The following is a 22,376-nucleotide window of genomic DNA, read 5'->3' as shown; positions in this document are numbered from 1 at the left end:
CTCAGCCCCTCAGTCCCATTCCAGGCCGCCCCGGCGCCACACATACGCGTAGGCGACGAAGACGGTGAGCACGAAGAGCAGCATCTCCACGAGCCCGAAGATCCCCAGGGCGTCGAAGCTGACCGCCCAGGGATAGAGGAAGACGATCTCGATGTCGAAGACGATGAACAGCATCGCCGTCAGGTAGTACTTGATGGGGAAACGGCCGCCTCCGGCTGGAGTGGGGGTGGGTTCGATGCCGCACTCGTATGCTTCGAGCTTTGCTCGGTTGTAGCGCTTCGGGCCGATTAGCGTGGCCATGACCACGGAGAAGATCGCAAACCCTGCCCCGAGGGCGCCGAGCACGAGGATGGGCGCGTAGGCATTCACGCTCCTCGCTCCTTCCAGTCGTCCTTGACCGTTGGACCGCATCGGGCGACCGGCTCGCCACCTCATCAAGATCGTGCACATGTGAGGCAGTTCACAAGCCCGACTGCCCCGCATCCTATGCCTGCCGTCCTGTGATCTGCGACACGGGGTACACCAACGTCTTTGTGATCTCCACCACCTGACGAACGATCATGAAGTCGGATGAGCGGTGATCTTCGTACGCGAAGCGGCCGAGCGGTTACGAGACGTGACATCTCGCGGTGTTGTCGCTGGTCAAAGGGGCGCGGCACTATCAATCGACGCCATGTACAAGCAAATTGGCGCTGGATATCGAGCACGTGATAAGGGAAGCGACCCGCGACGAGGGCACCCGGACGGGGCACCTCCGGTACCGATGTGGACATTGCGCACGCATTCACGATCTTCCGGACGGACGGGCGCGCGGGCCCGACGAGCGGGCCGACCCGGCGGGAAGAGGTGCGGACGGACCGCCGCCGGGGAGCACCGGCGGGGCGCCGGCGGGAATCGCCGACGGGGTGGCACCGGGGCCGTCGGCGGGGCGGCAGCAGGAGGAGCCGGCGGGGCGGCTCCGGGAGACACCGGCGGGCCGGTGCGAGGGAGTGCGGGCGGGCCGGCGTCGGAGCGGGTGCGGTCCCGGGCGGAGGATCGGTGACATCCCGTCAGGTCCGTACCGAACCGGACATCGTGCGCCAATGGTGCACAGCGCCCGGAGCGCGCGGCCCCCGCGCACGGAACGCGGCGTGCGGCCGGACGGTTGCCTCGCACCGGAGGAGCACGGAGTGACCTGCGTCACCCCACGCGGACTCCAAGAGAAGCGGGCTTGGCCAAGCGTGTGAACAGATGGTAAGCGACGGGCAATTCGGACCTATTGAAAGAAGGCCGTGATCACAGGGGTACAACGGTGCGCCCGTTTTGCCCCTTAGGGCGTCAATAAGGGCGCTCAATAAGCGGATTCACAGGTTCCGAACGTAACTGTGTCGCAACACACGTTTCTTGATGGGACCCCTACGGCCCTGATAGCGCTAGTACCCATGTCCCACACCGCTCACATACCCAGCCACCGGAAACCCCGCCGGAGCGCCTCGAAGACGGCGCTGCGGGCAGGAGTTGCCGGCGGCATGCTCAGCACCATCGCGGTCGCGGGTGCCGCCGGTCCGGCCCAGGCCGAGCCGGTGACCCAGACCATCGAGATGCCCACCATCACCGCCGGGCTCTCCACCTCCGTCGCGGCCTCCGCGCAGGCCACCCAGGCGGTCGCTCTCGACCTGGAGACGCGCGCCGCCGAGGACGCCGCGGCGACCACCGCCGCCAAGACCGCCAAGAAGGCCAAGGCCGAGGCCGTCCGCAAGGCGGAGGCCGAGAAGAAGGCCAAGGCCGCCGCCGAGGCCGAGAAGAAGGCGAAGGCCGCCGCCGAGCGCGCCTCCCGCTCCGCCGAGCGCACCACGCTCAGCGCGTCCACCGGCTCCTCGGGCTCCTCGGGCTCGTCCACCGCGTCCGCGTCGGTGAGCTCGTCGAGCGCCACCGGGTCCGCCGCGTCGGTCGTCTCGTTCGCGCAGTCCCAGGTCGGCGACGCGTACGTCTCCGGCGGCACCGGTCCGAACTCGTGGGACTGCTCGGGCCTCGTGCAGGCCGCCTTCCGCACGGTGGGCGTCGACCTGCCGCGCGTCTCGCAGGACCAGTCGACGGCCGGCACCCAGGTCTCGCTCGACAACCTCCAGCCCGGCGACATCCTGTACTGGGGCGGTGCGGGCAGCGCCTACCACGTCGGGATCTACGTGGGCGGCGGTCAGTTCGTCGGTGCGCAGAACTCCAGCACCGGTGTCGTGCAGAAGTCCCTGGACTACGACCCGCCGTCGGGCGCCGTCCGCGTCCTCTGATCCACGCGCTCCGCGTCCCCGAAGACGACCACGGGCCGTCACTCCACCGTTCGGAGTGACGGCCCGTCATCGTGCGCGGGGTGTCTCCGGCGCCTCGGCCCCGACGGGGCCGGTACTCGTGCAGGTGCCGTTACTGGTGCCGGTGCCGGTATCGGCTTCCGGGGCGGCCTCCGCCGGAGCCCGCCGCTGCGTCCCGGGTCCGCCGGCGCCCTCCCGGCGCAGCAGCAGCACACCCGCCACGCACACCAGGGCCGCCAGCACGAAACCGTACGGCGGGGTGGAGCCCGAGGGCTGGGTCTCGTAGACGAGGGCGGCCGAGAGCACGGTCACCGCGCCCAGGGCCCGGCCGCCGTCCGCCGTGGCGGCGATCACCGCGGTCGCCCACAGCAGGTACCAGGGCTGGACCATCGGCGAGAGGGCGACCAGGGCCAGCAGCGCGAGGCCCAGGGCGGGCACGGGCCGGGTGCGTCCGGTCGTCGCGTGCCACGCGAGGCGTGCGATCAGCGCGAGTGCGATCAGCAGGCCCAGGTTCTGCACGGCGGACTTGACCGGGCCGGGGTCCGTTCCGGCCAGCAGCCGCAGGAGTTCGCCCAGGCCCAGGCCGAGGTCGCTGCTGAGGGACAGCGCGGTGTGGATGCGTCCGGCGACGCTCTGGGTGCCGATCCAGCCGAAGCCGGTGCCGCCGAGCACCGTCGCGCCGACGACCACCGCCCCGGCGACCAGCCCGGGGGCCAGCAGCCCCTTGGCCACCCGGCGTACGGCCGGACCCGCAGCGGCCCGGCCCACCACGACACCGACGAACAGCAGCGCCACCGCCGCGGGTGACTTCACCATCATGGCGAGCCCGATGACCGCCGAGCCGAGGATCCACCTCCCGCGCAGCGCGAGCAGCACACCGGCCAGCATGAGCCCGGTCATCAGCCCGTCGTTGTGGGCACCGCCGACGACGTGGATGAGCAGCAGCGGGTTCAGCGCGCCGAGCCACAGTGCGGCGCTCTCGCTGCGGCCGTGCTCCCGGGCGAGGTTGCGCAGGGCCCACACGATCAACACGAGCGACCCGAGGGCGATCAGCCGCATCCCCAGCACGGCGGGCACCAGGGTGCCGCCGGTCGCCCACGCGACGCCGCGGGCGAGGAGCAGGAAGAACGGCCCGTACGGGGCGGGGGTGTCGGTCCAGTGCCCGCCGACGCTGGCCGCCGCGTCACCGCCCGGCCCGTCGGGGTCGAGGGCGGAGGGTCCCACGCTGTAGACGTCGTGCCCTTCGAGGACCATGACGCCCTGCGCGATGTAGCTGTAGACGTCGGCGCTGTACAGCGGGGGCGCGAGGACCATCGGTGCCGCCCACCACCCGAGGGTCGTGAGGGTGTCGCGCACGGAGGCTCCGGCCCGGCCGTACAGCCACCAGGCGACGACGAGCACCGTCAGTCCGCCGTAGGACAGCGCGTAGCCGGCGGCCCGCACCGCCGGGCCGTGGGACACCCACAGCCCCCACGGGTCGTGGGCCGGCAGCGTGCCGACCGCCCAGCCGCCCAGGGCCACGGCCGCGGAACCGGCCGCGCCGAGCCGTCTCACGCTGCCGGTGGTCCGTGCCGTCTTCGCCCCCATGGCTCGAACCTATCCCAGGCCCGGCCGCCGCGGACCGGCGCCCGGACCCGTCCGCTCAGGCCTTCGGGGCGACCTTGGAGAGGCCGTTGATGATGCGGTCCATGGCGTCGCCGCCCGTCGGGTCGGTGAGGTTGGCGAGCATCTTCAGCGTGAACTTCATCAGGACGGGGTGGGTCAGGCCGCGCTGGGTGGCGATCTTCATGACCTTCGGGTTACCGATCATCTTCACGAAGGCGCGGCCCAGCGTGTAGTAGCCGCCGTAGGTGTCCTTGAGGACCTTCGGGTAGTGCTGGAGGGCCAGTTCCCGCTGGGCCGGGGTCGCGCGGGCGTGCGCCTGGACGATGACGTCCGCGGCGATCTGGCCGGACTCCATGGCGTAGGCGATGCCCTCGCCGTTGAACGGGTTGACGAGACCGCCGGCGTCGCCGACGAGCAGCAGGCCCTTGGTGTAGTGCGGCTGGCGGTTGAACGCCATCGGGAGCGCGGCCCCGCGGATCGGCATCGTCATGTTCTCGGGGGTGTAGCCCCAGTCCTCCGGCATGGAGGCGCACCAGGCCTTGAGCACCTCGCGCCAGTCGAGCTCCTTGAAGGCCGACGAGGAGTTGAGGATGCCGAGGCCGACGTTGGACGTGCCGTCGCCCATGCCGAAGATCCAGCCGTAGCCGGGCAGCAGGCGGTCCTCGGCACCGCGCCGGTCCCACAGCTCCAGCCAGGACTCCAGGTAGTCGTCGTCGTGGCGCGGCGAGGTGAAGTACGTGCGGACCGCGACGCCCATCGGGCGGTCCTCCCGGCGGTGCAGGCCCATGTGGAGGGACAGCCGGGTCGAGTTGCCGTCGGCGGCGACGACGAGCGGGGCGTGGAAGGTGACCGGGGTCTTCTCCTCGCCGAGCTTGGCGTGCACGCCGGTGATGCGGCCGGTGCGCTCGTCCTTGACCGGTTCCCCGACGTTGCACCGCTCGTACAGGCGGGCGCCGGCCTTCTGGGCCTGGCGGGCCAGCTGCTCGTCGAAGTCGTCGCGTTTGCGGACCAGACCGTAGTCCGGGTACGAGGCGAGGTCCGGCCAGTCGAGCTGGAGGCGGACACCGCCGCCGATGATGCGCAGGCCCTTGTTGCGCAGCCAGCCCGCCTCTTCGGAGATGTCGATGCCCATGGAGACGAGCTGCTTGGTGGCGCGCGGGGTGAGACCGTCGCCGCAGACCTTCTCACGCGGGAAGGCCGTCTTCTCCAGGAGGAGGACGTCGAGTCCGGCCTTCGCGAGGTGGTACGCGGTCGTGGAGCCGGCTGGGCCCGCTCCGACGACGATCACGTCCGCGCTGTGTTCGGAGAGGGGCTCGGTCACGGTCGGATCTCCCGAAGACTCGAATTCGCGTGCCGCGCGGCACATGTCGCGTGCAGTCTATGGGTGGCCGCCGATCAACCTCCCGAAGGGCTCCCCGATGCCGATCGTGCCTTCTCCGGCCCCGTCCGTACGTCTGCGCGTCCCCACCGACGAGGACGCCCTGTCCTGGCACCGGGTCTTCGCCGATCCCGAGGTGATGGAGTTCCTCGGCGGCCGGGCCGCCGAACTGTCCGTGTACGAGGAGCTGACCGCGCGCCAGCGCAGACACGACGCGGAGCGCGGCCACTGCCTGTGGACGGTGCTGGACGGCACCGGGGCGGTCCTCGGCTTCACCGGTGCCCAGCCGTGGCCGCACACGACGTACGGGCCGGTCGGCGAGACCGAGATCGGCTGGCGGCTCGGCCGGGCCTCCTGGGGCCGGGGGTACGCGACCGCCGCCGCGCAGGCCACGCTGGAGCGGATGCGGACGCTCGGCACCCGGGAGGTCGTGGCGATGATCCACGCGCGGAACACCCGGTCCGCGGCGGTGGCCGTACGGCTCGGGATGCGGCGGGCGGAGACGTACACGACCCCCTTGCAGCAGGAGGCGCACTGCTTCCGGCTCGTCCTCTGAGCGCGCGCGGGGTCAGGCGCGCACGCCCCGGTGGAGCGCCACCACTCCACCGGTGAGGTTGCGCCAGGCCACGTCCGACCAGCCGGCCTTCTGCAGCAGCGTCGCCAGGCCGGCCTGGTCGGGCCAGGCGCGGATCGACTCGGCGAGGTAGACGTAGGCGTCCGGGTTGGAGGACACCGCCCGGGCGACCGGGGGCAGCGCCCGCATCAGGTACTCGGTGTAGACGGTCCGGAAGGGCGTCCACGTCGGCTGGGAGAACTCGCAGATCACGACCCGTCCGCCGGGCCGGGTGACCCGGTACAGCTCGCTCAGCGCGGCACCGGTGTCCTGGATGTTGCGCAGCCCGAAGGAGATCGTGACGGCGTCGAAGGTCGCGTCCTTGAACGGGAGCCTCGTGCCGTCGCCCGCGGTGAACGGCATCCACGGGTGGCGCTTCTTGCCGACCCTGAGCATCCCGATCGAGAAGTCGCAGGGCACCACGTAGGCGCCGGCCCGGGCGAACGGCTGCGAGGAGGTGGCCGTGCCGGCCGCCAGGTCGAGGATCTTCTGCGCCGGGCGCGCGTCGACGGCCCGCGCGACCTCCTTGCGCCACAGCCGCGCCTGTCCCAGCGACAGCACGTCGTTGGTGAGGTCGTAGTTCGCCGCCACGTCGTCGAACATCGAGGCGACTTCGTGCGGCTGCTTGTCCAGGGATGCTCGGGTCACCGTCCCATTCAAGCAGCCCCGCCCCCGCTGCCCCGCGGCGGTGTGGACCGGCGTCGGCGTTTCCCCGCGGGCGGCGCCCGGCGCGACCGCGGAAGCGGCGCCGGGTGCGCCCCGGGTCCGGTACGGGGCGGGGCGCACCCGGCGGGTGACGGGCCGGGCCCGGCGCGGGAGGGATCCGGCGGCCGGACAGGTCATCGGGGTTTTCGGGAACAGCACCGCCCCGATCGACGTCTGACGGGGCGAGGGAAAGGGGTTTCCGCGCCGGTGACCGCCCGGCGGCTCCCCCACGGCGTGGGGAGAGGGGGCCGCCGGACACCGTTCCGGCGCGGACGGGCACCCGGTGCCCGGGGAGCAGGTCAGCGTGCGGGGCGGACGATCCTTCCGTCCCGGGCGGCCACACCGAGAGCACGGACGTTCACCACCGCATGCACAGAGACGACAGACAGCGCAGACGGAACACCACCGGCCGGTCCCGGGGCCCCGGGAGGCCCGCGCCGGGTGCCCGGGCCTCCCGCACCGGGTCCCGGAGGCGGTCCGCCGTCCGGCGGATGCGGATCCGCCGGCGGCGGGCGGGGCTCACCGGGGTGGTGCTCGCGGCCGCCGCGGCGGCCTTCCTCCACCTCTCCGCACCGTGGGAGGACGACGACACCGCGGCGGCGGCCGGCCGGAAGGCGTCCGGGACCGCCTCGTCCCCGGCCCCGCCCCCGCCGGAGGCCCCGGAGACCGAGGCCCCCGCGGACGCCGGTGCGTCACCGGAGGCCGGGGAGTCGCCGGACGCCGAGGAGCCCGTGGACGCGCGCTCCGTCCCGGCCTCGGGTCCCGGCACCTTCACGGTGGCGCGCGCGGGCGTCCGGCCGGGCGGCGGCAGCCGCTACCGCGTGGAGGTGGAGGACGGCATCGGGGTGGACCCGGACAGCGCCGCCGAGGACGTCGCGGCGATACTCTCCGACCCCCGGGGCTGGAGCGAGGGAGGGAGCCGCACCTTCCGCCAGGTCGCCGACGGATCGGCCGGACTGGTGATACGGATCGGGACGCCGAGGACCACCGACCGGCTCTGCGGGCAGTACGGCCTCGACACCAGGGGCGAGGTGAACTGCCGCGGCGGGAAGAACGTCATGGTCAACCTCGCCCGCTGGCAGCTGGGTTCACCGACGTTCGACGGTTCCGCGGCGGAGTACCGGGCCCTGATCATCAACCACGAGGTGGGGCACTGGCTGGGCCACGGCCACGAGACCTGCCCCGGCGCCGGCCGGCCGGCCCCCGCCATGATGCAGCAGATCAAGGGCCTGAAGGGCTGTGTGTCCAACGCCTGGCCGTACGACGAGAACGGCCGCTACCTGGGCGGCCCGCCCGCACCGTAGGCCCGTCGCGCCGGTGGGGCCGCCCGCCCGGTCGGCCCGGCGCACGTACGTCCGTGGCCCCGCCGGTCGGACCGGCATGACGCGCGGGCGTCCGTGGCCCCCGCCGGTCCCCGCCGTGGGGGCCCGACTCGGTCCCCGCCGTGCGCCCGGTCCGCCCGCCGGGCCGGGAACGCCCCCGCGGTGGCCGCCGGGCCGTCACGGTCACCGCCGCCGGTGCACCAGCCGTCCGCCGAGGACCGTGGCCACGCAGGACACGGCGCCGGCCGCGCACAGGGCCGCCTCGTCCGGCACGTCGAAGACCGCGAGGTCGGCACGGCCGCCGACGGTGAGCGGCCCGTGCACCGAGCCGGCGAGGTCGTGCCCCCGGACGAAGGGGTCGAGGGCGAAGGGGTCCCGGGCGAGGGAGCCCGGGGCGGAGCGGTCCGGGGCGGGCTCTCCGGCCGGGGACGCGGCCGGCGGGACCACCGTCAGCCCGGCCCGGGTCACGGCGGTGCACACGGCGGGGTCGCCGAACCCGCCCGCGAGATGGGTGGTGCCGTGCCGCAGCATGCGCTGGAGCCCGCGGCGTACGCTGCCGGCCCTGCGCGGTCCGTCCGCGCCGGCGGCCAGCCGCTCGAAGTCCGCCCCGGTCAGGGGCTGGTCGCCCAGTTCGTCGGCCTCGCGCGGGTCCGGGTGGTAGCAGCGGGTCAGCAGCGGGACGCCGTCCCACTGGCGCAGGCCCGGGGTGAGGACGCCCGGCCACCGGCGGACCCGGGCATCCGGGTGGGCGGCCGTCACCGCGTCGTACGGGCCGAGGGCCACGACCCGGTCGCCGTCCACCGCGACCGCGCCGCCGTCCACGGCCGCCGCACCGACCGGGAGGACCAGCGGTGCGGCGTGCACGGTCAGCACGGGCGGTTCAGTGGGTGTCGAGGAGCTTGAGCTCCGGGTGCGCCGTGCCGCCGTCGATCGCGGTGGAGGAGATGTGCGAGACGACCCGCTCGTCGACCGGGTCGTTCGCCGGGTCGTCGTGGACGACCAGGTGCTCGTAGGTCGTGGCGCGCTGGGCGGGGACGCGGCCGGCCTTGCGGATCAGGTCGATGATCTCCAGCCGGTTCGAGCGGTGCCTCGCGCCCGCCGAGGAGACGACGTTCTCCTCCAGCATGATCGAGCCGAGGTCGTCGGCGCCGTAGTGCAGGGACAGCTGGCCGACCTCCTTGCCGGTGGTCAGCCAGGAGCCCTGGATGTGGGCGACGTTGTCGAGGAAGAGCCGGGCGATGGCGATCATCCGCAGGTACTCGAAGAGCGTGGCCTGCGTCCGGCCCTTCAGCTTGTTGTTCTCCGGCTGGTAGGTGTACGGGATGAAGGCCCGGAAACCGCCGGTGCGGTCCTGGACGTCGCGGATCATCCGGAGGTGCTCGATCCGCTCGGCGTTGGTCTCGCCGGTGCCCATCAGCATGGTGGAGGTGGACTCGACACCGAGGCCGTGGGCGATCTCCATGATCTCCAGCCAGCGCTCGCCGGACTCCTTGAGCGGGGCGATCGCCGTACGCGGCCGGGCGGGCAGCAGTTCGGCGCCGGCGCCGGCGAAGGAGTCGAGGCCGGCGGCGTGGATCCGCGCGACGGCCTCCTCGGCGGAGACACCCGAGATGCGGGCCATGTGCTCGATCTCGGAGGCGCCCAGCGAGTGGATGACCAGCTGCGGGAACGCCTTCTTGATCGCGGAGAAGTGCTCCTCGTAGTACTCGACGCCGTAGTCCGGGTGGTGGCCGCCCTGGAACATGATCTGGGTGCCGCCCAGCTCGACGGTCTCCGCGCAGCGGCGCAGGATGTCGTCGAGGTCGCGGGACCAGCCCTTGGCGGTGTCCTTGGGCGGCGCGTAGAACGCACAGAACTTGCAGGCCGTGACGCAGACGTTGGTGTAGTTGATGTTGCGCTCGATGATGTACGTCGCGATGTGCTCCGTACCGGCGTAACGGCGTCGGCGCACGGCGTCGGCCGCGGCGCCCAGTGCGTGCAGCGGAGCCGACCTGTACAGGTCGAGCGCCTCCTCCGGGGAGATCCGCCCGCCTGCGGCGGCGCGGTCGAGGACGGGCTGAAGGTCGGCCTTCTCGGTCACCGGGCTGTCACCTTTCGGCGGTTCTGCTGCTGTTCCACGGACCGATCCAGCCTACGCCAGCCCCTCCCGGCCTCAGCCGTCGGACCGGGTGAGCGTCCCCGTCGGCGTTCCCGCGGCCTCCTCGTGGGACTCGTAGCGCAGGGTGCCGCCGGAGGTGAGGGTGAAGTCGAGGTCGGCGGCGCCGCCCGTGCACGCCGCACCGGTACGGGCGTCCGGGTCGGCGCGCTCCCGGATCTTCAGGGAGGTGGCGGTGCCGGAGACGAGGGTGCCGACGCCCTTGCACACCACGGTGGTGCCGAGCGCGTCGAAGCGGTACGACAGCCGGACCACCTCCTCGCCCTTCCTCCCCTCGACGAAGACCGCCGTGACCGTGCCGTGGGGCGCGCCGCTGCGTTCGGTGGCGGAGCCCTTCCAGGTGCCGGCGAACTCCTTCGGCACCGCGCTCACCGGGGCGGAACCCGAGGGGGCGGCCGACCCGGAGGACTGCCCGGAGCCCGGCGGGTCCTGCGGCCCGGTCGTCGCCGGGGGCTTCGCGGCGTCGTGGGTGCTGCCCTGTCCCCCGTCGTCGTCGCCGGTGAACAGGTCACCCAGCGTCCCGGCGCCCACGGTCACCGCGGCGAGCGCCCCGGCGACGGCGAGCGCGACGGTGCAGCTGACCCGTCGTCCCCGGCGGGTGCCCGGCTCCGGACCCGCGTCCACGGTGACGGCGACGCGGGCGCCCGTGCCGCGCTCCCCCGGTGTGTCCGCGCCGGCCGGCGGCCCGGCGGGCGGCAGCGGCAGCGGCAGCGGCAGCGGCAGGCCGAAGGTGCCGGGGGCCGCGCTGCCCAGCGAGGCGCTGGTGAAGGGCACGGGTCCGGACCGCACCGGCGCGTCCTGCGGTTCCAGGTCCAGCAGGGCCACGGCCGACCGGCTGACCTCGCGGACCAGCGGGCCGGGGAGCCAGCCCGGTGCCACCAGTGCCGCCGCGCCACCGGGTGCGAGCCTGCGGGCCAGTTCGGCGGGGGCGGGCCGGTCCGCGGGGTCCTTGGCGAGGCACCCGGCGACCAGCTCGCGCAGCTCGCCCTCCAGGTCGCCGAGTTCGGGCTCCTCGTGCACCACCTTGTAGAGGAGGACGGCGGAGGAGTCGCCGGGGAAGGGGTCGCTGCCGGTGGCGGCGTAGGCGAGGACCGCGCCGAGCGAGAACACGTCGGCCGCCCCGGATATGTCCAGGCCGCGGATCTGCTCGGGTGCCATGTAGCCGGGCGAACCGACGGAGACGCCGGTGGAGGTGAGGGAGACGGTGGCTCCCAGCGCCCGGGCGATCCCGAAGTCGATCAGCCGGGGGCCGTCCAGGGCCAGCAGGATGTTGGACGGTTTCACGTCCCGGTGGATGAGGCCGTGCCCGTGCACGGCGTCGAGCGCCTCGCCGAGCCCCGCCCCCAGGGTCCGCACCGCGTAGTCGGGCAGCGGACCGTGGCGGGTCACGGCCTCGGAGAGCGGCGGCCCGGCGACGTAGCCGGTGGCCACCCAGGGCACCGCCGCCTCGGGGTCGGCGTCCAGCACCGGGGCCGTCCACCGGGCGCCGAGGCGCCGGGCGGCGTCCACCTCACGGCGGAACCGTGCGCGGAACTGCTCGTCCAGGGCGAAGTGCGGGTGCACGACCTTGACCGCGACGGTGCGTCCGCCCGCGCTGCGGCCCAGGTAGACGCGGCCCATGCCGCCCGCCCCGAGTCTGCCGAGCAGCCGGTAGGCACCGATGGTGTGCGGTTCGCCGGTTTCCAGCGGCTGCATACGGTCTCCCCCTGTGGACCCGGGACTCGGACGGCAGCCTAGGCCGCCCCGGTCGCACGGTCACGGAGACCCCGTGCGCCGATATCGCCCCTATGGGCACGAAGCAGGGATTTCGCCACACGGAAAGGCGCGAATACGCCGTTCGTCCGTACCGGCCGGGTTCACCGGAGGAAACCGGAAGGCCTTCCCGGAGCCGTCCGCTATTCCCCGCCCGTCCGCGAAGAGGTGCGCGGAGAGGCGTCCCGGAAGGCGCGGGGAGAGGGCCGTCCGACAGCACTCCGGCCATTCACGCCCTTTCCCGGGAACGGAATGCCGGAGTCACGCATCAGGGGAAAGCGGCGCGGAGAAGGAGAGCACGGAGAAGGTTCAGGATTCACCCTTTCTCCGGGCGGCATTCCGGTCCCCCTCCGCACCCGTGCGCGGAGGCCGGGGCGCGCGGGGCCGGCCCGCGGAGTTCCGCGCGCCGGCCCCCGCTCCGCCTCCGTCCGCGGTCGCCCGCGCACGGCCCGGACACCGGTCAGCCGCCGAGCAGTTCCACCTTCACGTCCGCGGGGAATCCGGTCGTCGGGCCGGTCCGCCGGGCGAACTCACGCACGCCCGCCAGCTGGTCGGGACCGAAGCGGAAGTCCAGCGTGGTGAAGTAGCGCTCCAGCACCTCGGCGTCGAAGGACTCCCAGCGCGCGGCCTGTTCGGCCACCTTGGTGACCTCCTCCAGCGAGAGGTCGCGGGAGGCCAGGAACGCCTCGTGGACCTTCTCCACGTAGTCCGGGTGCGAGGCCAGGTAGTCCTTGCGCGCCGCCCAGACCGCGAAGACGAAGGGCAGCCCCGTCCACTCCTTCCACATCTCGCCCAGGTCGTGGACCTGGAGCCCGAGCCGGGGGGCGTCGTGCAGGTTCGCCCGGAGCGCGGCGTCACCGATGAGGACGGCCGCGTCGGCCTCCTGCATCATCAGGCCGAGGTCCGGCGGGCAGGTGTAGTAGTCGGGTGCGACGCCGAAGCGCTCGGAGAGCAGCAGCTGGGCCAGCCGTACGGAGGTGCGCGAGGTCGATCCGAGGGCCACCCGGGCGCCGTCCAGCTGGTCCAGGGGGAGCTGGGACACGATCACGCACGACATCACGGGGCCGTCGCAGCCGACGGCGATGTCCGGGAGGGCCACCAGGTCGTCGGCGTTGCGCAGGAACTCGACCAGGGTGACGGGACCGATGTCGAGGTCCCCGCGGACCAGCTGCTCGCTGAGTCTCTCCGGGGTGTCCTTGGAGAGCTCCAGATCGAGCAGGGTTCCGGTCCGTGCCAGGCCCCAGTAGAGGGGGAGGCAGTTCAGGAACTGGATGTGGCCGACGCGCGGCCTGCTGCGACGGTCGTCGCCTTCTACGGGAGAGACGGTTGAATTGTCCACATCGCGAGGCTAGACCTGTCCCTCTCGGCCGACATCATCGGGTCGCCCGACTGCCTCCGGAGGGCCTCTCCGTCACCTCTCCCGCGGCCCAATCAAACATCCGGGTGAAGTGATCTTTCCCTCTACCGCTCCCCGCTGACTGCGTGCTAGGCTCGCCCGCAAGTTGCAGTTTGGTTTCCCTTGCAGTACAGAGCCTGCGGAGCATGTAACCCGCAGGCTTTTGTAGTTTTCAGACTTGTTTGCAGGTTCTGGAGCAGGGCAACCCTTTGGCCCAAGGAGGGCTTATGGCTACCGGAACCGTCAAGTGGTTCAACGCTGAAAAGGGCTTCGGCTTCATCGCCCAGGACGGCGGCGGCCCGGATGTCTTCGTCCACTACTCCGCGATCAACGCGTCCGGGTTCCGCTCCCTCGAGGAGAACCAGGTCGTGAACTTCGACGTCACTCAGGGACCCAAGGGTCCGCAGGCTGAGAACGTCACCCCGGCCTAGTTGCCCGGGTCGGCCGATCGCGGCCGAGTGAGCAGTACCCAAGGAGCCCCGCTCCCCCGCTTCGGCGGAGGGCGGGGCTCCTGCCTTTCCGCCGCGGTCCCGCGTTCTTCCCCGCCGCCGCTCCGGCCGCCTCCCGGTGGGCGGTTCTCCGTACGGGCCCGGCGCGCCGCCTCCTGTCGGGGGGTGGTGCGGAGCCCACCCGATACTGACGGGCCCGCTCCTCACAAGGCAGACTGTGCACGCGATACCAGCGGTACGCGGCAGAGCGGGATCAGCAGGACCGGCGGGGCGAGCTGGACAGGGGGCATCATGGACCGCGACAACGGACCCGGCGTGCGTGTTCCGGAACAACGGGCGCCGTGGGACGAACCGGCCGGCACCGAACTGCGCTTCACCGTGCTCGGCCCGGTGCGCGTCCGGCGCGGCAGCGAGGCCCTCCCCCCGGGCTCCCCCCAGCAACGCGCCCTGCTGGCCGCCCTGCTCCTGCGCCACGGCCGGACGGCCACCGCCGCCGAACTCATCGACGCCCTCTGGGGCGACGAGCCCCCGTCCCAGGCGCTCGCCACCGTCCGCACCTACGCGTCCAGGCTCCGCAAGGCGCTGGGCCAGGAGGTCCTGGTCAGCGAGGCGGGGGGCTACGCCGTCCGGATCCCGCGCGGGGCACTCGACCTGACGCTCGCCCAGGACCTGGCGGTGGAGGCGGAGAAGGCCCGGAGCAGCGGGGACCGCGGCCGGGCCCGGGCACTGATCGACAAGCTGCTCGGCCTCTGGGACGGCGAGGCCCTCGCCTCGCTCCCCGGCCCGTACGCCGAGAACCAGCGCACCAGCCTGGAGGAATGGCGCCTCCAGCTCACCGAGACCCGGCTGGACCTGGACCTGGAGGCGGGCTGCCACGCGGAGGCGGTCTCCGAACTGACCGCGCTCACCGCCGCGCAGCCGCTGCGCGAGCGCCTGCGCGAGCTGTTGATGGTCGCCCTGTACCGCAGCGGCCGTCAGGCCGAGGCGCTCGCGGTGTACGCCGACACCCGCCGGCTGCTCGCGGAGGAACTGGGCGTCGACCCCCGCCCCGAACTCTCCCAGCTCCAGCAGCGGATCCTCCGGGCGGACGAGGAGCTGGCCCGCGCGGCCGACGGGCCGGCCCCCGCCGCCGCACCGGTCCGCCCGGCCCAGCTCCCCGCCACCGTCCCGGACTTCACGGGCCGCGCCGCGTTCGTCACCGAGCTGGGGGACCGGCTGGCGAGCTCGGAGGGTTCGGTCATGGCGGTCTCCGCGCTGGCGGGCATCGGCGGCGTCGGCAAGACCACGCTCGCCGTGCACGTCGCCCACCGGGCCCGCCCGCACTTCCCGGACGGCCAGCTGTACGTCGACCTCCAGGGCGCGGGCGCCACGGCCGTCGACCCCGAGACCGTACTCGGCGCGTTCCTGCGGGCGCTGGGCACCGCCGACTCCGCGATCCCGGACTCGCTGGACGAGCGCGCCGCCCTCTACCGCTCCACCCTCGACGGCCGCCGCATCCTGGTCCTGCTCGACAACGCCCACGACGCCGCCCAGATCCGGCCCCTGCTCCCCGGCACGGAGGGCTGTGCGGCGCTCGTCACCAGCCGGGTCCGCATGGTCGATCTGGCCGGCGCGCACCTGGTGGACCTGGACGTCATGTCGCCCGACGAGGCCCTTCAGCTCTTCACCCGCATCGTCGGTGACGAACGCGTCCGCGCGGAGCGCGAGGCGGCCCTGGACGTGGTGGCGGCGTGCGGCTTCCTGCCGCTGGCCATCCGGATCGCCGCCTCCCGGCTGGCCGCCCGCCGCACCTGGACGGTCTCGGTACTGGCGGCGAAGCTCGCCGACGAGCGCCGCCGTCTCGACGAACTCCAGGCCGGCGACCTGGCGGTGAAGGCCACCTTCGAGCTCGGCTACGGCCAGCTGGAGCCCCCGCAGGCCCGCGCCTTCCGGCTCCTGGGCCTGGCGGACGGGCCGGACATCTCCCTGGCGGCGGCCGCCGCCGTCCTGGACCTGGACCCGCACACGGCGGAGGACCTCCTGGAGTCCCTGGTCGACACCAGCCTCGTCGAGTCGGCGGCCCCGGGCCGCTACCGCTACCACGACCTGGTGCGCCTCTACGCGCGTTCCTGCGCGGAGCGGGACGAACATCCGGCGGCGGAGAGGGATCTGGCGCTGGCCCGGCTGCTGGACTTCTACCTCTCCACCGCGGCCGGGGTGTACGCGCTGGAGCGGCCGGGCGACCGGACCGTCGACCACCTGGAGGCCACCGAGTACCCGGGCCTGGAGTTCGCCGCGCAGAAGGCCGCGCTGGACTGGCTCTACACCGAGGCGGGTCCGCTCCTGGCGTGTGCACAGCAGGCGGCGGTCTCGGGGCGGGTGCGGCGCGCGGTCGATCTCATGCTGGCGGCGAAGGACCTCGGGGAGTCGGGGGCGAACTCGCGTCAGTTCGAGTCCGTGGCCCTGGCGGTCCGGGACGCGGCGGTGGCCGCGGCCGACCAGCGGTCGGAGGCGCGGGCCCGGACGACGCTGGCCCAGGTGCACAGCGTCGCGGGGCGGTTCGGGCAGGCCGAGGAGGAGGCCCGGCGCGCCCTGCTGCTGGTGCCGGCGATCGAGGACGTCTGGACGCACTGCAACGCCCCCAACGAGCTGGGGATCATCGCCGGGTACCAGAACCGGCACGGCGAGGCGGAGCCCCTCCTCCAGCAAACCCTCGCCGCGTTCCGGGCGGACGGGAACCGGCCGGGGGAGGCGAGCGCCCTGTGCAACCTCTCCCGGATCCGGCTGGCCATCGGCCACACGGACAGTGCGGTGGAGCTGGCCGGTGAGGGGGTCGCGCTCTACAACCGCCTGGGGCTCACGCTGCGGCTGGCCAACGGGCGGTACGCGCTCGGCCTCGCGCTGGCCCGCGCGGGCCGGCAGGGCGAGGCGCAGGAGCGGCTTCAGGAAGCACTCGCGGTGTTCCGGGAGAGCCGCCAGCGGCTGTGGGAGGGCATGACGCTCTTCCGGCTGGCCGAGGTCCACCTCGACGCGCTGCGCCCCGGTGAGGCCGCCGCGCTGTCAGAGCAGGCCCTCGCGGTGCTGCTGCACATCGGCGGCGAGTGGCGCCGCGCGAACGTGCTGACCGTGCTGGGCAAGGCGCTGGACAGGATCGGGCAGGTGGACCGGGCCCAGGTGTGCTGGCAGGAGGCCCTGTCGACCCTCGACCAGCTGAAGGCGCCCGAGGCCGGCGCCGTACGCCTCCTGCTGGCGTCCGCACCGGCCCCCAACGGGCTCTGACGGCGCGTTCATCGTTCGTTTATCGCGGCCCTGCACTCTGTTTTCCGTCGGAGCGTCGCGTCGGGGGGCAGGCGATCCGGCGCTCGGACCGCGCACTAGGGTGAACGGCTCCGAACGGCCCGTCCGGCCGTCCACGGGGGAACAGCCGGACGGGTTCGGCCGCCTGTCACGCACCGGAGAATGGAGCTCGCATGAGTGATGTCAAGAAGCCCGAGGCACCGAAGGTGGGCTCCTCGAAGGCCGCGAAGCCGACGGACAGCCACATGACCGGCGAGCCCGAGACCGGGCCGACGGACAGCCACATGACCGAGGAGCCCGAGATCACCACCCTGGACAGCCACATGACCGGTGGCGATCCCCGGTAGGTCCATCCGGACGGGGGAGGCGGCCGCGGCGGCGCGGAGGGGGAGCCGTCGCGGCCGCCGCATGTCCGCGTGCGGGCGGGGGCCCGGGCCCCCGCCCGTCGGCGCGGCCGTCAGGCCCGCAGTTCCGCCGTGACCAGGCAGCGCTTCACCCGGGAGACCGATCCGGGGCTGTCCATCCGGACCGAGACGACCGTGGAGTCGCCCGCGCCGACCTCGACGTCGGTCTCGCCGGTGTCGACGGTCAGGCCCTTGGCGTCGACGAAGGTCACGTCGATCTCGTACACGTGCGTGCCCGTCGCCGTCGAGCTGACCTCGACGGACGAGGCGGTGTTCGCCTTGCGCGTGCCCTTCCTGGGCGCGGCGCAGCGGATGACGCGCACACGGGGGGAGTCCGAGGCGGTCGGGCCGGGCGTGGACGACGCGTACGTCGAGCCGCCGGACGAGCCGGACGCGACATCGTCATCGTCGTCGTCGTCGTAGTGGTGGTAGCCGTTGTTGCTCTTCTTGGAGCTGGAGCAGCCGCCGCCGGAGCTTCCGCCGCTGCGGCTCTTCCCGCTCTTGCCGCTCTTGCCGCCGCTGCTGGACGTCGAGAATCCGGTGAGCGCGAGCACCACCACGACCAGCACCGCCGCGAACCTCATCTGTCGCCGCATCATCGATGCAGCCCCCCTCGTTGTTGTCGGCCACTTCGGCCGTCGTACGGCCGCAGGACAGCGTGACACCCGGCGTTCCGGGCCATCACCCCCTGTGCGGTCATGACCCTGTCACGATCTCGTCATGGTCTCCGATGGCAGGGGGGTCCGGCCGGGCGTAGCGTCGGTCCGGGGAGCGGTGCGCACGGTCGTGCGCCATGGCCCGGGAGGCTGTCGATGATCCGCAACGTCCTCGGTTCCGTCGTCGCGCTCGTGGGAGCGGCGGCTGCCGTGCAGAGCCCGTTCCACACCTGGTACGACCACCGCCTCGGGCGGGACTACCGCGTCCAGGACCTGTTCGGCGGCATCACCGGGGTCTCGTCGTCCGTGATGGGCTCGATCCTGCTGCCGTTCCTGTTCGCCGCGCTGCTCACCCTGGTGGGCGTCCTGCTCCGTTCCCGCGGGGCGGTGGTGCTCGCGGGACTGGTGATCCTGGGCTTCACCGTGCTGTGGATGGTGCGGGTGGGACAGGCCGTGGGGAGCCTGACGGTCGGCGGCGAGGGCTCCGGCCTGCGCTGGGGCGTGGCGCAGGCGCTGGCGGGCGGGGTCCTGCTCCTGCTGGGTGCGCTGGTGATGTCGGGCCGGCGGGGCTCGCGGCGGCGCGGCGCCCCCGAGCCGTACCCCGTGCCGCCGGACGACCGCCCCGACACCTGGCCGCCGACCCAGGAGCCGGGACCGGCCGCGTACACCTCGCCGGGGCCGGAACCCGAGGCGGACCCGTACACGGGGCCGGGGCGGCACCGCGGGGCCCGCGGCGACGAGGACACCGCGGAGTTCCCGGTGCGGGACGGGAGCAGCGGTCCGGTCCGGGACGAGCCGCAGGGGCCGCAGGAGCCGCAGGAGCGGGACCGGTACCACCCGCCCCATCCGTGAACCGGGACCGGTGCCACCCGCCCCGCCCGTCGGGCGTGGGCGTCAGGCCCGGGCCCTGTTCCCCGTCCCGGTGCCCTTGAGCGCGTCCAGGGCGTACACGCAGCGGTCCTTGCTGCACGCGTAGACGACGCCTCCGCGCGCCACCGGGGAGCCGGTGATCTCGCCGCCGGTGGCCAGCTTCCAGCGGAGCTGGCCGCCCGCCGCGTCCAGGGTGTAGAGCACGTGGTCCGCCGAACCGAAGTGGACCCGGCCGTCGGCGACCACCGGGGCCCCGACCACGTCGCCGCCCGCCGCGAAGCGCCATTTCGGGGTGCCGGTCACCGCGTCCAGGGTGTACAGCGCGCTGCCGCTGCCGACGTGCACGTTGCCCGCCGTGACCAGCACGGGCTCGACGGACTGCCGGGCCTCGGTCGCGATCCGCCACCGGTCCTTGCCGGTCGCGGCGTCCAGGGCGTACACGGTGCCGAGGTAGTCGGCGAGGTACACCCCGCCGCCGGTGACCGCCGGGCCCGGGGCGAAGGCGGGCGGGGACAGGAAGACGGCCGGTGACTCGAAGTGCCAGCGCACCCGGCCCGAGACCAGGTCCACGGCCAGCACACGGGTCCCGGCGGCGACGTACACGGAGCCGTCCGGCGCGGGGGTGACCCGGACCGGGACCCCGCCGCAGGAGGCGGCGTCGCCGACCGGATACGACCAGCGCTCGGTGCCGGTGCGGGCGTCGACGGCCCGCAGCCGGGCGTCCTGCCACAGGAACACGGTCCCGTCGTGGATCGCGGGACCGGCCTCCGCCGTCTCGAAGTCCGTCTGGACGCCCGTGGTCTCCCACAGCTTCTCGCCGCTGGACGCCTCCCACGCCTGCACCCCGCCGCCGCGCGTCCCGGTCAGGACGGTGCCCCGGTCGGCCTTGAGGGAGTACACCCAGGCGTCGGTCCGGAGACGCCACCGCTCGGCGCCCGTCGCCGCGTCCAGCGCGTACAGCGACGGGCCGTCGGAGGCGTGGATCCGGCCGCCGTCGACGGCCATCGACCAGGCCACGTCACGGGTCTTGAACTGGCGCCGCCCGTTGCCGACGTCCAGCGCGTGGACCTCGAAGGAGGTCACGTACAGCAGGTCGTCGACCACGACGGGGGTGCCCCACACGTCGTTCGACATGCGGAAGCGCCACGGCCGCCAGCGCTCGGGCGCGGCGGGCGCCGCGTCCGGGGCGGGTGCGGGGGCGGGCACCGGAGCGGCCGGGGTGTGCCCGCCGGGCGGGCGCACCCAGCCGGTGGCCGGGTCGGCGTGCGCCGCCGCGGGACCGCGTACGTCCACGGGGCGCGGCCCGGGGCCGATCGGCACCCGGGAGCCGGGCAGCCGCACCGGGCCGCCGTCGGGGGCGGGCGCCGACACCGGCGCGGGGGCCGGCGCGGTCCGCAGGTCGCCGCCGGGGCCCCAGGCGTTGTCCCGGTCGGCACCGGGCGGCGGCTGCTGCGGGGGCGGGGGCACGGCCACCGGGGCGGGCGCGACGCCGACGGTGCGGCCGCCGCCGCGGCGCCGCTCGATCATCGCGGTCGCGACGCCCGGCAGCCAGGCCGAGGCCGTGCCGCTGTCGTCGCTGCCGGAGCCGAACAGGTGCGGGGCCAGCTGGGACTGCAGATCCGCCGGGCTGGGCCGCCGGGTCGGGTCCATCTGCATGCAGGCCTCGATGAGCGGCCGCAGGTCGTCGGGCAGCCCCTCGGTGTCGGGGCCCTCCCGCAGCAGCATGAAGACGGTCTCGACCGGGTTCGCCCCGTGGAAGGGCGCGTGGCCCGTCGCCGCGAAGACCAGGGTCGAGCCGAGCGAGAAGATGTCGCTGGCGCCCGTCACGCTGCGCGAGTCGCGCGCCTGCTCGGGGGACATGTACGCGGGCGTGCCCACCGCCACGTTGGTCATGGTCAGCCGGGTGTTGGAGACCCCGGACGCGATCCCGAAGTCGATCACCCGGGGTCCGTCCTCGACCACGAGGACGTTGGACGGCTTCAGGTCGCGGTGCACCAGCCCGGCCCCGTGGATCGACTGCAGGGCCTCGGCGATCCCGGCCGCCAGCCAGCGCACGGCCTGCGTCGGCATCGGCCCGCACTCACTCACTATCTCCTCGAGGGAGGGAGCGGGGACGTAGGCGGTGGCCAGCCAGGGCACGGCCGCCCGCGGATCGGCGTCGACCACGGCGGCGGTGTAGAAGCCGCTGACCGCGCGGGCGGCCTCCACCTCACGCGTGAAGCGGACCCGGAACAGCTGGTCCTCGGCCAGTTCCGTGCGGACGGTCTTGATCGCCACCCGTCGGCCCGACGCCGACCTCGCCAGATAGACCAACCCCATGCCGCCGGCCCCGAGCCGTCCCAGCACCTCGAACGGGCCGATCCGCCGCGGGTCATGCTGCGTCAGCTGCTCCACTTGCCTGCCACCTCCCCGTACGGGCCTCAGGAACAGAAGCCCGCGAAATCCCGCCCTGTGCAGCGTCTCACCAGTGGGCACCACTTGGCGGTGCGCACCCTGATTCTTCCTGTCCCGGGGCCTGGTTGCGAACCCGGGGGCGAGTCGGGGTGTTGTGTGGCACTCCATCCCTTTCAGGACAGCCGCGGAACGGCCGCGGGAGGGCTACGGCAGCCGCTCCGCGGACTGGAGCACGGCGAAAGCCGCACCCTGGTCGTCCTGGAGGACCGCCGTCCGCCCGTACGGGATGTCCACGGGCGGGACCGTGATCCGGCCACCCAGCCGGGTCGCCGTCTCGGCGGCGCGGTCGCAGTCGGCGACGTCGAAGTAGGTCAGGAAGTAGCTGGGCAGCATCGCGGGGAACGCGTCCGTGATGACCGCGCGCCCGGCGACCGCGGTGTCCTCGCCGGGCTCGGTCCCGGGGGGCGACCAGACCCGGAACGGCTCCACCGTCCCGTCGGGGCCGGGCAGCCCGAGGTCGGTGCCGCGGAACCCGAGCACCTCCTCGTAGAAGGCGTCCACGCGCTCCGGCTGCCGGGTGTGGACCTCCGTCCAGCAGAAGGCTCCCGGGGCGTTCTGCTGCTCGAAACCGGCGCGCTCACCCGCCTGCCACAGGCCGAAGACCGCGCCGCCGGGATCGGCCGCCTGGGCGAGCACCCCGGCGGCACCGGCCCGCACCGGGTCGGTGATCACCTGGCCGCCGGCCTCGCGGACCAGCGCGACGGTGGCCCGGATGTCGTCGGTGGCGAAGTAGACGCCCCAGGTCGTGGGCATGCGGCCGTCCCGCTTCGCGGCCAGCGCGGCGACCAGCTCCCCGTCGCTGTAGGCGTCGGCGAAGGGCATGCCGTCCGCGGCGCGGAAGGTCCAGCCGAAGAGCCCGCCGTAGAAGCGCTTGCCCGCCTCCAGGTCGGCGAGCTGGACGTCCACCCAGCACGGCGCGGACTGCGCGAAGACGGCCATGGCCGGGGTCCTTCCGTCGCCGGGGGAGGAATCACGGGTGCCCGGACGCCGTCCGGACGGTCACACCGGGGATCACGGCGGACCGCGGCGGTGACCGCCGTGACCTCCGTCACACTC

At 73.7% G+C, this 22,376-nt stretch carries 18 protein-coding genes; 7 read left to right on the top strand and 11 right to left on the bottom strand.

Features of this window, described 5'->3' with window-relative positions; all coding sequences use genetic code 11:
- Nucleotides 1-9: 9 nt before the first annotated feature.
- Entirely contained in the window at nt 10-369 is a 360-nt protein-coding gene (locus tag ABZ172_RS14430; protein WP_003967084.1) for an NADH-quinone oxidoreductase subunit A, read from the bottom strand.
- A 1,052-nt stretch (nt 370-1,421) separates the two neighbouring features.
- Between ABZ172_RS14430 and ABZ172_RS14425 the strand changes: the two genes are divergently transcribed.
- Entirely contained in the window at nt 1,422-2,267 is an 846-nt protein-coding gene (locus ABZ172_RS14425) for a C40 family peptidase (RefSeq protein ID WP_356883791.1), read from the top strand.
- Nucleotides 2,268-2,333: 66 nt separating this feature from the next.
- On the opposite strand, the gene mptB is transcribed toward ABZ172_RS14425, so the two are convergent.
- Entirely contained in the window at nt 2,334-3,872 is a 1,539-nt protein-coding gene (gene mptB / locus ABZ172_RS14420) for a polyprenol phosphomannose-dependent alpha 1,6 mannosyltransferase MptB (RefSeq protein WP_356883789.1), read from the bottom strand.
- Between the two features lie 55 nt (nt 3,873-3,927).
- Nucleotides 3,928-5,211 (bottom strand): geranylgeranyl reductase family protein, encoded by a 1,284-nt coding sequence (locus tag ABZ172_RS14415; RefSeq protein ID WP_356883787.1) that lies wholly within the window; start codon nt 5,209-5,211, stop codon nt 3,928-3,930.
- A gap of 97 nt (nt 5,212-5,308) precedes the next feature.
- Here ABZ172_RS14415 and ABZ172_RS14410 point away from each other — a divergent pair, with 97 nt between their 5' ends.
- A complete protein-coding gene (locus ABZ172_RS14410) occupies nt 5,309-5,824 on the top strand; it encodes a GNAT family N-acetyltransferase (RefSeq protein ID WP_356883785.1) in 516 nt (171 codons plus the stop codon).
- A gap of 12 nt (nt 5,825-5,836) precedes the next feature.
- Here ABZ172_RS14410 and ABZ172_RS14405 read toward each other — a convergent pair whose 3' ends face one another.
- Nucleotides 5,837-6,529, bottom strand: a complete 693-nt coding sequence (locus ABZ172_RS14405) for a demethylmenaquinone methyltransferase (RefSeq protein ID WP_356883783.1) — start codon at nt 6,527-6,529, stop codon at nt 5,837-5,839.
- A 548-nt stretch (nt 6,530-7,077) separates the two neighbouring features.
- Between ABZ172_RS14405 and ABZ172_RS14400 the strand changes: the two genes are divergently transcribed.
- A complete protein-coding gene (locus tag ABZ172_RS14400; RefSeq protein ID WP_356883781.1) occupies nt 7,078-7,890 on the top strand; it encodes a DUF3152 domain-containing protein in 813 nt (270 codons plus the stop codon).
- A 201-nt stretch (nt 7,891-8,091) separates the two neighbouring features.
- Here the strand turns inward: ABZ172_RS14400 and ABZ172_RS14395 are convergent, their stop codons facing one another.
- The 4 genes from ABZ172_RS14395 to ABZ172_RS14380 all read right to left on the bottom strand — a co-directional run bounded on the left by ABZ172_RS14395 (nt 8,092) and on the right by ABZ172_RS14380 (nt 13,154).
- On the bottom strand, nt 8,092-8,781 hold the full coding sequence (locus ABZ172_RS14395) for a hypothetical protein (protein ID WP_356883779.1): 690 nt from the start codon (nt 8,779-8,781) through the stop codon (nt 8,092-8,094).
- A gap of 7 nt (nt 8,782-8,788) precedes the next feature.
- A complete protein-coding gene (gene mqnC, locus ABZ172_RS14390; RefSeq protein WP_356883777.1) occupies nt 8,789-9,988 on the bottom strand; it encodes a cyclic dehypoxanthinyl futalosine synthase in 1,200 nt (399 codons plus the stop codon).
- 72 nt (nt 9,989-10,060) lie between these two features.
- The gene (locus ABZ172_RS14385) at nt 10,061-11,758 is read right to left on the bottom strand and encodes a serine/threonine-protein kinase (protein WP_356883775.1); all 1,698 of its coding nucleotides are present in this window, start codon (nt 11,756-11,758) and stop codon (nt 10,061-10,063) included.
- Between the two features lie 517 nt (nt 11,759-12,275).
- A complete protein-coding gene (locus ABZ172_RS14380) occupies nt 12,276-13,154 on the bottom strand; it encodes a menaquinone biosynthesis protein (protein WP_356883773.1) in 879 nt (292 codons plus the stop codon).
- 284 nt (nt 13,155-13,438) lie between these two features.
- Here ABZ172_RS14380 and ABZ172_RS14375 point away from each other — a divergent pair, with 284 nt between their 5' ends.
- From ABZ172_RS14375 to ABZ172_RS14365, 3 genes are all read left to right on the top strand, one after another.
- The gene (locus ABZ172_RS14375) at nt 13,439-13,642 is read left to right on the top strand and encodes a cold-shock protein (protein ID WP_003967102.1); all 204 of its coding nucleotides are present in this window, start codon (nt 13,439-13,441) and stop codon (nt 13,640-13,642) included.
- Between the two features lie 309 nt (nt 13,643-13,951).
- Nucleotides 13,952-16,918 carry a BTAD domain-containing putative transcriptional regulator gene (locus ABZ172_RS14370; protein ID WP_356883771.1) on the top strand — a complete coding sequence of 989 codons (2,967 nt, stop codon included), beginning with the start codon at nt 13,952-13,954 and terminating at the stop codon, nt 16,916-16,918.
- Between the two features lie 191 nt (nt 16,919-17,109).
- On the top strand, nt 17,110-17,283 hold the full coding sequence (locus tag ABZ172_RS14365; protein ID WP_356883769.1) for a hypothetical protein: 174 nt from the start codon (nt 17,110-17,112) through the stop codon (nt 17,281-17,283).
- 110 nt (nt 17,284-17,393) lie between these two features.
- On the opposite strand, the gene ABZ172_RS14360 is transcribed toward ABZ172_RS14365, so the two are convergent.
- Complete coding sequence (locus ABZ172_RS14360; protein WP_356883767.1) at nt 17,394-17,939, bottom strand: hypothetical protein; 546 nt, start codon at nt 17,937-17,939, stop codon at nt 17,394-17,396.
- A gap of 213 nt (nt 17,940-18,152) precedes the next feature.
- On the opposite strand from ABZ172_RS14360, the gene ABZ172_RS14355 reads away from it, so the two are divergent.
- Nucleotides 18,153-18,848 (top strand): hypothetical protein, encoded by a 696-nt coding sequence (locus tag ABZ172_RS14355; RefSeq protein WP_356883765.1) that lies wholly within the window; start codon nt 18,153-18,155, stop codon nt 18,846-18,848.
- Between the two features lie 42 nt (nt 18,849-18,890).
- Here the strand turns inward: ABZ172_RS14355 and ABZ172_RS14350 are convergent, their stop codons facing one another.
- Together ABZ172_RS14350 and ABZ172_RS14345 are read right to left on the bottom strand one after the other, a co-directional pair.
- On the bottom strand, nt 18,891-21,260 hold the full coding sequence (locus ABZ172_RS14350) for a PQQ-binding-like beta-propeller repeat protein (protein ID WP_356883763.1): 2,370 nt from the start codon (nt 21,258-21,260) through the stop codon (nt 18,891-18,893).
- A 204-nt stretch (nt 21,261-21,464) separates the two neighbouring features.
- Nucleotides 21,465-22,259: a VOC family protein gene (locus ABZ172_RS14345; protein WP_356883761.1), complete on the bottom strand. Its 795-nt coding sequence runs from the start codon at nt 22,257-22,259 to the stop codon at nt 21,465-21,467.
- Between the last annotated feature and the right edge of the window lie 117 nt (nt 22,260-22,376).

This window comes from Streptomyces sp. NPDC006296 (assembly GCF_040613235.1).
Taxonomy (GTDB): Bacteria; Actinomycetota; Actinomycetes; order Streptomycetales; family Streptomycetaceae; genus Streptomyces.
This window is presented reverse-complemented; position numbering and strand designations above follow the sequence as displayed.